The sequence below is a fragment of the Aestuariivirga sp. genome, assembly GCF_037139295.1.
Taxonomy (GTDB): domain Bacteria; phylum Pseudomonadota; class Alphaproteobacteria; order Rhizobiales; family Aestuariivirgaceae; genus Aestuariivirga.
Map to the genome: position 1 here is coordinate 18,629 of NZ_JBAXGR010000041.1, position 12,031 is coordinate 30,659.

Here is a 12,031-nt window from a genome sequence, read left to right on the forward strand (position 1 = left end):
CTTCCCCTAACCAGCGTCAAATCCCTGGAGCCTGTCATGCCTAGCCCCAAGAAGCCTGCCAAGGCCAAGAAACCCGCACGCCCCCAGTTCGGCGACTGGGACGCCCCGCGCGTGACGGCCCTTCTGGTTCTGGCCGACGGCACCGTGATCGAGGGCTTCGGCGTCGGCGCCGAGGGCGAGGCGGTGGGCGAAGTCTGCTTCAACACCGCCATGACCGGCTACCAGGAGGTGCTGACCGACCCCTCCTATGCCGGCCAGATCGTGACCTTCACCTTCCCGCATGTCGGCAATGTCGGCACCAACGACGATGACATCGAGACCACCAACCTGGCCGCCCATGCGGGTGTGGTCGGCTGCATCGTCAAGGAAGCCATCACCGAGCCCGCCAACTACCGCTCGGCCAAGCACTTCGACAAGTGGCTGAAGGCCCGCAACATCATCGGCCTCTCCGGCATCGACACCCGCGCGCTCACCGCGCGCATCCGCGAGAGGGGCATGCCCAACGGCGTGATCGCGCACAATGCCAAGGGCAAGTTCGACCTGAAGAAGCTGAAGAAGATGGCAGCCGACTGGCATGGCCTCGTCGGGCTCGACCTGGCCAGCCAAGTCTCCCTCACCCAGCGCATGCACTGGGACGAGTTGCTGTGGGACTGGGAGGACGGCTACCGGACCGCCACGTCCACGCCGTGGAAGGTTGTGGCCGTGGACTATGGCCTGAAGCGCAACATCCTGCGCTGCCTCACCTCTGCGGGCTGCGACGTGACTGTCGTTCCCTCGACCACCAAGGCCGAGGACATCCTTGCCATGAACCCCGATGGCGTGTTCCTGTCCAACGGCCCGGGCGACCCGGCGGCGACGGGTGAATATGCGGTGCCCGAGATCAGGAAGCTTGTGCAATCCGGCAAGCCCGTGTTCGGCATCTGCCTCGGCCACCAGATGCTGGGCATCGCGCTCGGTGCCAGGACGATGAAGATGCACCAGGGCCATCATGGCGCCAACCATCCGGTGAAGGACTTCACCACCAACAAGGTGGAGATCGTGTCGATGAACCACGGCTTCGCGGTGGACCGTGACTCGTTGCCGGCCAACGTCGTGGAAACACACATCTCGCTGTTCGACGGCTCCAACGCCGGCATCGCGCTGAAGGACAAGCCCGTGTTCTCGGTGCAGCACCACCCGGAAGCCTCGCCCGGCCCGCAGGACTCGCATTACCTGTTCAAGCGCTTCGTAGGGTACATGGAGAAGGCGAAGCGCTGAGGCGCTGACGCGGACAAGTTCTCTACATTCATCATGCCCGGCCATGATGGAGGTGAGGGGCGCACCCTGATCGAGAGATGTTTCCTTCGCCGTCCATTCCTGTAGTCTCCACCCATTCGCTTGTGCTTGGGAGACCGACTTGGGCCGCTATTCCACCAGCTATCGCATGAACCGCGTGTTCCGCCCCGACCGGGCGGCCCTCGTGGTGCCGATCGACCACGGGCTGGTGTGGGGGCGCGTCAAGCAGCTGGAAGCGCCGGTGCAGGTGATGAAGCGCTTCCTGACGGAAGACGTGACGGGCTTCATGGTGTCGACCGGCATCGTCAAGGCCTCGGAAGTCGAGATGGCGGCAGCCCCGCAGATGGCGCGCATCCTGGCGATCGACGCCTTCTGGCCGACATCGGCACCTGCCACGGGAACGGGCACGCTGGTGGCGAGCGTGGAAGATGCGGTGCGCCTCGGCGTCGACTGCGTGAAGCTGCTGCTGCCGTGGAACGTGAATGATGCCGAGAAGGTGCTCTATTGCCAGCGCATTGGCACGGTGGTCTCGGAAGCGGCCAAATGGCAGATGCCGGTGATGGTGGAACCGGTGTTCCTCAACACGCCGCGCAGCCCTGAAATCGTCGAGGCGGAACTCGAGGTGGCGCGCGTTGCCTATGACCTCGGCGCCGACATCATCAAGATCACCTTCCCCGGACCGGATGCCACGGCGAAGCTCTGCGCCGAACTCGACATTCCGGTGGTGGTGGCGGGCGGCCCCTTGAGCGGCGACGCGAAGTCGACGCTGAAGGACGTGACGGATGCCATCGCGGCGGGCGCGCAAGGTGTGGTCGTCGGCCGCAAGGTGTGGCAGCGGCCGGAAGACGAAACCAGCTGGCTGATCGGCGAAATGGCCAAGGCCACGCGTTCGGCCTTTACGCGCCGCTGGTAGCTGCATGATCGTCTGCGGCCTCGACATCGGGAGCACCAATGTCAAGGTGGTGCTGGCGGACGAAGCCGGACGCACACTTTGGGTGAAGTCCGTGCCCACCCCGCATGTGAATGACGGGCTGGGCGTCACGACCGATGCCACCGTGCTGATGGAGCTGCTGGAAGACCTCGTCATCGAGGGCTGGCGCGAAGCGGGCGGCGGGAAACCGCTGGCAGCGATTTCATCGGCGGGCGTGGGCGAAGATGGTGTTTGCGCGGGTGACGACATGCAGTCACTGGGCCTCGTCATCGCGTGGCATGACAAGCGGGCACTGGCCGAAGTGGCGCGCTTCCGCGAGCGCTTCAACTTCACGCGCGTCGATTTCCACTCGACGGCGGGCAAATGGATGTGGATGCGCCAGCATCGTGCGGCCGAGATTGGCGCGGCCCGGCACTGGATTGCGCTTGCTGATTATCCAGCCGCCCTGTGGTGCGGCCAGCCCTTCATGAGCGAGACGCTTGCCGCGCGCACCGGCTGTTATGACCTCGTCAACCGGCGCTGGAGCGAGGAAGCCCTCGCCTTCGCCGGAGCGCCACCGCTGCCGCGCCTGCTGAAGACGGGTGAGGTTGCGGGGACGGCGGGGCCCGGACGGCTGCGCGCGGCGGGCGTGGTGACGTCGAACACGCTGATCGTCGCCGGCGGGCACGACCACCCGATCGCGTCCTCGGTGATCCTGCGCCTGAACGACCAGGCACGGATCGACTCGCTGGGCACGGCGAATGCCATCTATGGCGAGACGCGGGCTCACCATCCGATGATCGACGACAGCCTCGAGACCACGATCCCCGCCATGTGCGGGCCGGGGCTTGCCGTGGTCGGCGTCACCGAATTCACGCTGACGCTGGAGAAGCACTTCAGCCGCGAGGCGGTGCGCGCGCTTCTGGCCCTGCCCCGCTTGCCCGGCGCGCCCGACCCGCAGGGCGATGACGAGGCATCGCGCGTCCGCCGCGTGCTGGAAGAGATGGCGCTGCGCGGGCGCAACTTCCTGCGCTGCTTCGACCGGGCGGGCGTACCGCGCGGCATGATCTATGCCACCGGTGGCTGGGCGCGTTCCACTGCACTGATGGAACTGCGCGCCTCGGCATTCCGCGAGCCGATCACCGTGGTGGACGAGCCGGAACTCGTCGGCCTCGGCGCGGCACTGCTGGCGCTTGAGGCGGCGACCGGCGAGGCGGCCCACTTCACCCCGCGCGGCCTGCAGGTGATCGACCCGCTGGGGCGCTGGTCGGAAGCCTATGCGGGCTTGTGAGCCGCCGCCCGGCACCATAAATCTCCATCTCCCGTGATTTGAGGACTCTCCATGTCATTCGCCGAACTCGACCATCTTTGCCGCCGCCTCGAAGCCCTGAGCCATGCCCAGTCCATGCTGGGCGTGGACGAAGCTGTGAACATGCCGGATGGGGGCGCCGAGAAGCGCGCCGAGGCCATGAGCGTGCTGGCCTCCATGGCGCATGAGATGGCAACGGCGCCGCACATCGCCGACTGGATCGACAAGGCGGAGAATGAAGACCTCGACGCCGCACAGAAGGCCGCCGTTGCCGAGTTCCGCCGCAGCTACATCAACCGCACCTGCCTCTCGTCCGATTTCGTGGCGCGACAGGTGAACGCGGCGATGCGCTGCGAGCAGCTGTGGCGACAGCTGCGGGCCAAGAACGACTGGAACGACTTCCTGCCCTCCTTCGAAAACATCGTGGCGCTGGCGCAGGAAGAAGCGGCACGCCGCGCCGAGGTGCTGAAGCTCTCGCCCTATGACGCGCTGGTCGAGCAATATGATCCCGGCAGCCGCTCCGCCGAGATCGCCCGCGTCTTCGCCGACCTCAAGGGCTTCCTCAAGAGCTTCATTCCGGAGGCGCTGGAAGCGCAGGCGAGAAGGCGGGCGAAGCACCCGCTCAAGGCCCTCGCTGGCCCCTTCCCCATCGAAAAGCAGAAGGCGCTGGGCCTCGAACTGATGAAGGCCGTTGGCTTCGACTTTCATCATGGGCGGCTGGACATCTCGCACCACCCCTTCTGCGGCGGCGTTCCCTCCGACGTGCGCATGACGACGCGCTACCGGACGGACGAGTTCCTGTCCTCCCTCATGGGCATGCTGCACGAGACGGGGCATGGGCTCTACGAGCAGAACCTGCCGCATGACCTGTCGCACTGGCCCTCGATGCGGGCGCGCGGCATGGCGATGCACGAGAGCCAAAGCCTGTTCCAGGAGATGCAACTGTCGCGGCGGCCGGAGTTCTGGGAATTCGCGCTGCCCAAGGCGCGGGAGATCCTGGGGCTTGACGGCGTGACCATCGACGACCTGCTCGGCCATGTTCATCGCGTCGAGCGCGGCTTCATCCGCGTGGATGCAGACGAAGCCACCTACCCGCTGCACGTGATCCTGCGCTTCGAGATGGAGCAGGATCTGGTGACAGGCAAGCTCGCCGCAAAGGACGTTCCGGACGCATGGAATGCAAAGATGACGGAGTATCTGGGGCTCTCCACCACCGGAAACTACAAGGACGGGCCGATGCAGGACGTGCACTGGCCCTCGGGCGCCTTCGGCTATTTCCCGAGCTACACGCTGGGCGCCATGATGGCCGCCCAGCAATGGGCCGCAGTGGAACGCAGCATTCCGGATGCAGCGGCACAGATCGCGAAGGGTGACTTCTCAGGCATCAATGCGTGGCGGAAGAAGAACATCTGGTCCAAGGCCTCGATGTTCTCGACCCCCGAAATCATGCGGCAGGCCACAGGCCAGCCGTTGAATGCCACGTATTTCGAACAGCATCTGCGGTCGCGCTATCTCGCGTGATGAAGCACATCACGGATCTGTGAGGCGTGGCGTCACACAACCGTTAAGGGGGCAATTTAGCGGCGCAAGGCTGCCATTTTTCCAAACAAGGAGAACCCGATGCGCGCCTTCCTGCTCAGCACTGTCTTCGCCCTTTCTGCGACCGCCGCACTTGCAGCCGACGTGACCGTTTCCGAATTGAAGCTCGACGACCTGCCGCTTGGCCAGGTGGCCTATCCCGGCGGCAAGACGCTGACGCTCGTCCGCGGCATCGGCTCGGCCGCTTTCCGTGACCCGAGCGACCCGGCTGGCGTTGTCTGGACCCTCACCGACCGCGGCCCCAACCTGGACTGCGAAGGCATCGAAGAACTGACGGGCCTCGGCATCGACACGCTCTGCGCCGGTGACGACAAGGCCAAGAACTTCCCCATGCCGGACTTCAACATCACCATCCAGAAGGTCGAGACCGGTTCTGACGGCACGGCCAAGGTGACCGAGACCATTTCGCTCAAGGACAAGACCGGCAAGCTGGTGGGCGGCCTGCCCTTCACGGCCGATGGCATCAAGATGGAAGCCGCCTTCGACATGAACGGCAAGCCGCTCACCCGCGTCAACGGCCTCGACAGCGAGGCGTTGGTGCGCCTGCCCGGCGGCGGTTTCCTGATTGCTGACGAATATGCTCCGTCGATCGTCGAAGTGGCGGCGGACGGCACGCTGGTGAAGCGCCATGTTCCGGCGGGCCTCGAGACGACCCTCGCCAATGACGGCGTCGAGGTGGTCGGCACGCTGCCCGCCATCATGGCACAGCGCTACATCAACCGCGGACTCGAGAACCTGGCGATCTCCCCCGACGGCAACACCATCTATGCGTTGATGCAGAGCCCGCTCGCCAACCCGGACAGCGATGCCTACAAGAAGAGCGCCAACACCCGGTTGTGGAAGATCGACCGCGCCACCGGCAAGGTGCTGGGTGAATATGTCTACGTGATGGATGACGCCGCTTCCTTCGCTGCCGACAACAAGAAGGAACCGCAGAAGCAGAACGCGGTGCGCATGAGCGAAATGGTGGCACTCGGCAACGACAAGCTGCTGGTGGACGAGCGCATCAGCAAGACCACGAAGTTCTATGTGATCGACCTCGCCACAGCGACACCGGTAGACGCGTCCTTCGACGATGCGAAGACCTCGCCGTCGCTCGAACAGATGAGTGCTGCGGACATGGAGGCAAAGGGCCTCAAGCCGGTCGTCAAGACTCTCGTGCTGAATTCCGACGACGTGGACGGTCTGCCGAAGAAGATTGAGGGTGTGGCAGTCATGAGCCCCACGGAGATGATCGTGTTCAACGACTCCGACTTCGGTATAGAGGGCGATGCCAACAAGGCGTTGCGGGTAACCTTCGCGGCGCCCGTTCTTCAGTAAGGAATAACGTCAAAATCATCTGGGGGCTCCGGCGGAATGGCCGGGGCCCTTTCTCATTCCGCGCGGGTGGTTCTTTCTCCCCGCCTCAGCACCGCCTGTGCGATGATGAGCAGCACGAAGGACGTGAGCAGGACGACCGAGCCCACGGCGTTGATCTCCGGTGTCACTCCGCGGCGGATCGAGGAGAAAATGTAGATCGGCAATGTCGTGTCTGGACCTGACACGAAATAGGCGATGATGAAATCTTCAAACGAGAAGGTGAAGGCCAGCAGGAAGCCGGCGAGGATCGATGGCGCCAGCAGCGGCAACACCACCTGGCGGAACGTCCCCATGGGCGTTGCATAAAGATCCTCCGAGGCATCGACGAGGCTGCGGTCCATGCCCTGAAGCCGGGCGCGCACGAGGAGCGCCACCACCGCGATATTGAACAGCACATGCGCCGCGATCACCGCCCAGGTGCCCATCTGGAATTTGATGCCGAGCCCCGCGAGCGACGGATTGACGAGATCAAAGAAGGACACGAAGGCAATCAGCGTCGAGATGCCGATGACGATGCCCGGCACCATGATGGCGATGTAGATCAAAGCATCGAAGGTAACGCGCAGCCAGCCCTTGAGACGCTCGAGGCCCAGCGCGGTGAGCGTGCCGATGATGGCGGAGAGAATGGCCGTCAACAGCGCAATGATGACGGACGTCTTGAGCGCACCCATGATGAGCGGATTGGAGAAGGCCTTGCCATACCAGAAGACCGAGAAGCCTTCCCACGACATGGCATATTTGCCGGCATTGAAGGAAAAGAACACGATCAGCGAAATCGGCAGGTAGAGGAAGATGTAGATGCAGATGGCATAGGCGCGGAGCATCATTCTACCTCACACCAGCGCCGCGCGGCGCGTGTCGGTCTTCGACAGCACGAAGCGCATGTAGAAATAGATGGTGACGAACATGATGGCCACGAGCGCCACGGAAACGGCCGCGCCATAGGGCCAGTTACGCGACTGCAGGAAGAGATCGACCAGCGCGTTGCCGATGAAGAACACCTTGCCGCCGCCAAGGAACTGCGGCAGGATGTAGTCACCCATCAGCAGGATGAAGACCAGCATGGAGCCGGTGGCCACACCGGGCAGCGCCAGCGGCAGCGTGACCTGCAAGAAGGTGCGGGTGGGTGTTGCACCGAGATCGGCAGAGGCTTCGAGCAGGCGCTTGTCGAGCTTTTCGAGTGACACGTAGATCGGCGGCACCATGAGCGGCAGGAAGCCGTAGACTGCGCCAATGAGAACCGCCCAGGGCGTGTTGATGATGCGCACGTCGGTGAGGCCGATCATGGCGAGCCAGCTTGGCAGGCCCTTGTTGCCAAGGATCATCATCCAGGCGTAGTAGCGCAGCAACTGGCTTGTCCAGAACGGGGCCATCACGAGAATGAGCAGCGCCACGCGCCACTTGGGGCTGGTCTTCACCGCCAGGAAATAGGCCATCGGGAAGGCAAAGAGAGCGGTGAGCAGCGTGCCGAGCGGCGCCAGCGTGAGCGTGTTGAAGAAGGCCTTTCCGCGGGCCGGCAGGTCCATGTAGTTCTGCAGCGTGAAGGCCGGCAGATAGCCGCCCGCCGGCGCCCGCTCGCCGAAGGAGAAGATCAGCACCACAGCCAGCGGCACCAGCAGCAGGAACACGAAGAACAGCCCCGCAGGCGCAAGCAGCAGGGCCGTCACGAGTTTCGGGCGCGGTGTCGAGGTCATCTAAGGGTTCATCATGCGCGGGCTTGCCCCGCGCATCCTCTTTCCGCGGGTGAAAAGCATGGCCGGGTCAAGCCCGGCCATGACGTGTGTGTGGATGATGCCGATCACGCCGACTTGAAGCGCGCCATCAACTCGGCGCGGGCCGGGTTGGTGAGGGTTTCAGCCGCACCATATTCCAGCACCGACAGCTGGTCGGCCGCCGGATAGAGGATCGGGTTCTCGAGGATGTCCTTGGGCAGGAGCTTGATGACCCGCGCGTCGGTGGTGGGCGTGCCGTGGGCCTCGATTTCCTTGGCGTTGATGTCCGGCGTCAGGATGTAGTCGAGGAAGGCATAGGCCGCATCACGGTTGGGCGCGCCCTTGATGACCGCATAGTGGTCCACCCAGATCTCGCCGCCGTCCTTACCGAGGCGATAGCTCATCTCGGGCAGGTCGCGGTGGAGCTGTGCGGCATCATTGGTCCAGCACATGGCCATGGCGGCATCGCCATTGCGCATGGCGGGCTGGTAGTCCGATGTGATGCCGAAGAGATGCGGCTTGGTGGCGATCAGCAGCTTCTCGACCTCGGCCAGTTCCTTCGGGTCGACGGTGTTGAAGGAATAGCCAAGCGACTTGGCCGCGCTGCCGATGGTGGTGAGCTGATAGTCATGTACCGTCACCTTGCCCGACAGCGGACCCTGGGTGAGCGCGAAGAAGTCCTTCCAGCTCGTGGGATTTTCCGTCGTCGACTTGGTGTTGACGATGAAGCCCGTGGTGCCCCAGTCCTTCGGCACGGCATAGGTCACGCCATCGATGGTGCCCGGGCCAAGGAAGCGCGGGTCCTGCGCGGCCGGATCATAGCTGGGGAACAGCTTGAGATCGAGCGGCTCGATGAGGTCGAGGCCCTTGTAGGTGGAGATCGTGTAGTTGGTAGGCACCAGCACGTCCCAGCCGGTGGAACCCGCCTGCAGCTTCGCCAGCATCTCTTCGTTGGAGCCAAAGACGTTGATGTTGATCGGAACGCCCGTCTGCTTGGTGAAGTTGTCGTAGTTTTCCTGCGAGAAATAATTGGGCCAGGTCGTGACATTCAGCGTGCCCGACAGGCCGGCATAGGCCTTGCGCGGACGAAGGCCCGGCATGGCGGTGCTGAGCACGGCGGTGGCAAGGCCAAGGCCCGTCACACCGAGGAAGTGGCGGCGGGTGACGCTGCCCTTCTGGAAGCGGCGGAGTTCGGCCAGGAATTTCTCGGCTGAGATATGGTCAGGTGTCTTGCTCATGCGTCTTCTCCCTATGTGTTTTGTTATGTCGTTCACGTATTCGGCAGGATACGCTCTGCCTCGGGGCGCCATCCCGCGGCGATCATGTCGCCGATGTCATAGACCCCTGCGTCGCGCTCCGATTTCCGCGGGGCCATTACCATGAACTCGCCGAGCTTCTCGCTCGCCACCACATATTCGGTGTGCTCGCCGAGGAAGATGCGGTTCAGAACCTTGACTGGAAGCCTGGCCATGAGCCCTTCCGGCAGGGCGTTGAGATTGGCGGCGATCTCGATCTGCTCCGGACGCACGCTCAGTACTTCAGCCGAGGACGGGCCGGCGAAGAAATTGGTCTTGCCGACGAAATCCGCCACGTAGCGGTTGACCGGCTGGTCATAGAGTTCGCGCGGGGAGCCTGTCTGCACGATGCGGCCCTCGCGCATGACGCAGACACGATCCGACATGGAGAGCGCTTCTTCCTGGTCATGCGTGACCAGCAGGAAGGTGATGCCAACGTCGCGCTGCAGGTTCTGCAGCTCGATCTGCATGTCGCGGCGCAGCTTGCGGTCAAGTGCGGCGAGAGGCTCATCCAGCAACAGCACGGCCGGACGATTGATGAGGGCACGGGCCAGCGCCACGCGCTGCTGCTGGCCACCCGAGAGTTCATAGCTGCGGCGCTTGCCGTAGCCTTCGAGGCGGACCATGGCGAGCGCTTCGTCCACGGCGCGGTCAATCTCGGCCTTCGAGGGCTTCGGGTTGCGCTGGCGCAGTCCATAAGACACGTTGTCGGCGACCGACAAGTGCGGGAACAGCGCATAATGCTGGAACACCATGTTCACCGGCCGGCGATAGGCCGGGACGCCGGTGACATTCTCGCCACGGATGAAGACTTCGCCCGTGCTCGGCTGCTCGAACCCCGCCATCATGCGCAACGAGGTGGTCTTTCCGCAGCCGGACGGGCCCAGAATCGACAGGAATTCGCCGGCTTTCACCGCGAGATCATTGTCGGCCACGGCGACGACATCGCCGAAGCGCTTGGTGACCTGGCGGAATTCAATGACGCTGCGAGAGTCGCTCACGATACCCTTGTAAAATCTAATCCAGCAGAGGTTCGGACGGCAGGCAGGAATTGTCAACCTTACGCCAAGGGATGGCAAAACGAGTGCCCTGTAACTGCAGCCTCGCTCTGGCCCAGCCGGCGGCTCACGACGGGTCGGCGGCTACGCCATCTCCCGCCATCAGTTCGCGCGCGATCTCGAAGCCGCCCTCAACATATTTCGGGTCACCTTCATCAGTTGCCAGATACCCGTAGATGTGGCGGTTATCGAAATACTGCAGAATGCCCGCCTTGCGCGCGCTGTGCGAGAAAATCACGTATTCATAGCGTTTGGTCTCATCGATGTAGGTGAGCTGATCGATCACATCGTGACGGATGAGATAGGTACAGTGCACGACAGGCATCTCGTTGACGCCGCGAATCCAGCGGTTGAGCACCCAGAAATATTGGTCGATGCGAACATAATAGCCCTTGGCATCAACCGCTGCATGATAGTTGGAATAGGTATCGGTTGGTGTGATCGAGCGCAACAGCGGCGCAACGATTGGCAGGTTGAGGTTCACCAACTCCCACAGCGTGCAGGGCCGGATGAAATTGTCGACGTCGCAAACGAAATAGAATGCGCAGTCATGCGCCGCCGTCTTCTGCAGGCTGACGTTGCGGATACGGCCCAGCACCTTGAAGCGGGTGGCGTTCCATTCATGGACACCGAAGTCCTGCACGCGCTGTTCGACATCCGCCGCGTCAAACTCAACCGCCGCATACTGGCTGCCCACCCGCGCCACCCACGCGCGCAAGATTGCCTCGGTTTTGTCCGTGTTGTTATTGGTGCGGATGTAGAGAACGATTGAGGACTTCGGATAGTCAAGTTCCTCGATGCACTGCAGGTAGAGCGGTAGCGATTTTTCCTTCTGCTTGGCGAGGATGGACAGGAGCACACGCGGAGCCGGGGCAACAGGGTTGCGTGGCGGCGGGGGCGGATCAAGCCGGTGGTTTGCCACATAGCTGGTGCCGCCGAACAGACCAAGATTGGCGGGCTTCACCACCGCCCCCAACTTGTCGCGCGCGCGGGTCGCGTTGCCGGCAATGCGCGTAACCTGGGCGGTGTTGAGTTTGCCGGACTGGAGCAGTTTCAGGCACGCATCAAGGCTTTCGGCATGGCGGCCGACCCAATACGCAGTGACCGCATATTCATCCAGCAGGCCGGTGTCATATATCCAATCTTGAACAAACAGACCGTCGCGAGGGCGTGGAACATCAAGCCCTCTTGTGGCGAACTTATGCCCCATTTCGTGGAGGCCTTTCAGGCGACAAAATCTGGCTGCACCGTGCAAGGCCTCGGCGCGGCTGGGGAGCAGATCAGACGCCTTGACATAGGCATCAATCACTTCTTCGTCCGGATAACCAAGCTTCTCCATCAGCTTGGCAGCGTTGTACAGACTGGCGAATCTCTCTTCGATCCATCCGCCCACAGCGGCTCGCTTCTGGTACTCAATAATGGCTGCTTCGCCTTTGTCCGCATCTCGAAGGGTGTTGGCCAGCCAGGCGCAATCATCGCCTTGCGCTCGTCTCTGCTCATCGCTTGAGCCCGTT

10 protein-coding genes are annotated in these 12,031 nt (G+C 63.1%); 5 read left to right on the forward strand and 5 right to left on the reverse strand.

Annotated features, from left to right (window positions below):
• The first annotated feature begins 36 nt into the window (after nt 1-36).
• The 5 genes from carA to WCJ41_RS11965 all read left to right on the forward strand — a co-directional run bounded on the left by carA (nt 37) and on the right by WCJ41_RS11965 (nt 6,413).
• Complete coding sequence (gene carA / locus WCJ41_RS11945; protein ID WP_336906051.1) at nt 37-1,257, forward strand: glutamine-hydrolyzing carbamoyl-phosphate synthase small subunit; 1,221 nt, start codon at nt 37-39, stop codon at nt 1,255-1,257.
• A 139-nt stretch (nt 1,258-1,396) separates the two neighbouring features.
• The gene (locus tag WCJ41_RS11950; RefSeq protein ID WP_336906052.1) at nt 1,397-2,188 is read left to right on the forward strand and encodes a deoxyribose-phosphate aldolase; all 792 of its coding nucleotides are present in this window, start codon (nt 1,397-1,399) and stop codon (nt 2,186-2,188) included.
• Nucleotides 2,189-2,192: 4 nt separating this feature from the next.
• Complete coding sequence (locus WCJ41_RS11955; protein WP_336906053.1) at nt 2,193-3,476, forward strand: FGGY family carbohydrate kinase; 1,284 nt, start codon at nt 2,193-2,195, stop codon at nt 3,474-3,476.
• A gap of 51 nt (nt 3,477-3,527) precedes the next feature.
• Nucleotides 3,528-5,015, forward strand: coding sequence for a carboxypeptidase M32 (locus tag WCJ41_RS11960; RefSeq protein ID WP_336906054.1), 1,488 nt, complete (start codon nt 3,528-3,530; stop codon nt 5,013-5,015).
• A gap of 99 nt (nt 5,016-5,114) precedes the next feature.
• Nucleotides 5,115-6,413: an esterase-like activity of phytase family protein gene (locus WCJ41_RS11965; RefSeq protein ID WP_336906055.1), complete on the forward strand. Its 1,299-nt coding sequence runs from the start codon at nt 5,115-5,117 to the stop codon at nt 6,411-6,413.
• A 53-nt stretch (nt 6,414-6,466) separates the two neighbouring features.
• Here WCJ41_RS11965 and WCJ41_RS11970 read toward each other — a convergent pair whose 3' ends face one another.
• From WCJ41_RS11970 to WCJ41_RS11990, 5 genes are all read right to left on the reverse strand, one after another.
• Nucleotides 6,467-7,276 carry an ABC transporter permease gene (locus WCJ41_RS11970; RefSeq protein WP_336906059.1) on the reverse strand — a complete coding sequence of 270 codons (810 nt, stop codon included), beginning with the start codon at nt 7,274-7,276 and terminating at the stop codon, nt 6,467-6,469.
• Between the two features lie 9 nt (nt 7,277-7,285).
• A complete protein-coding gene (locus WCJ41_RS11975; protein WP_336906056.1) occupies nt 7,286-8,146 on the reverse strand; it encodes an ABC transporter permease in 861 nt (286 codons plus the stop codon).
• Nucleotides 8,147-8,250: 104 nt separating this feature from the next.
• The gene (locus WCJ41_RS11980; protein WP_336906057.1) at nt 8,251-9,402 is read right to left on the reverse strand and encodes a spermidine/putrescine ABC transporter substrate-binding protein; all 1,152 of its coding nucleotides are present in this window, start codon (nt 9,400-9,402) and stop codon (nt 8,251-8,253) included.
• Between the two features lie 32 nt (nt 9,403-9,434).
• On the reverse strand, nt 9,435-10,463 hold the full coding sequence (locus WCJ41_RS11985) for an ABC transporter ATP-binding protein (protein ID WP_336906060.1): 1,029 nt from the start codon (nt 10,461-10,463) through the stop codon (nt 9,435-9,437).
• A 121-nt stretch (nt 10,464-10,584) separates the two neighbouring features.
• Nucleotides 10,585-12,031: glycosyl transferase (locus WCJ41_RS11990; RefSeq protein ID WP_336906058.1), on the reverse strand; the 1,447-nt coding region annotated here is incomplete at its 5' end.

Bases quoted from the DNA above. Each gene is read 5' to 3' on its own strand.
- WCJ41_RS11955 (WP_336906053.1), top strand. From the start codon at position 2,193: ATGATCGTCTGCGGCCTCGACATCGGGAGCACCAATGTCAAGGTGGTG.
- WCJ41_RS11965 (WP_336906055.1), top strand. From the start codon at position 5,115: ATGCGCGCCTTCCTGCTCAGCACTGTCTTCGCCCTTTCTGCGACCGCC.
- WCJ41_RS11980 (WP_336906057.1), bottom strand. From the start codon at position 9,402: ATGAGCAAGACACCTGACCATATCTCAGCCGAGAAATTCCTGGCCGAA.
- WCJ41_RS11970 (WP_336906059.1), bottom strand. From the start codon at position 7,276: ATGCTCCGCGCCTATGCCATCTGCATCTACATCTTCCTCTACCTGCCG.
- WCJ41_RS11975 (WP_336906056.1), bottom strand. From the start codon at position 8,146: ATGACCTCGACACCGCGCCCGAAACTCGTGACGGCCCTGCTGCTTGCG.
- carA (WP_336906051.1), top strand. From the start codon at position 37: ATGCCTAGCCCCAAGAAGCCTGCCAAGGCCAAGAAACCCGCACGCCCC.
- WCJ41_RS11960 (WP_336906054.1), top strand. From the start codon at position 3,528: ATGTCATTCGCCGAACTCGACCATCTTTGCCGCCGCCTCGAAGCCCTG.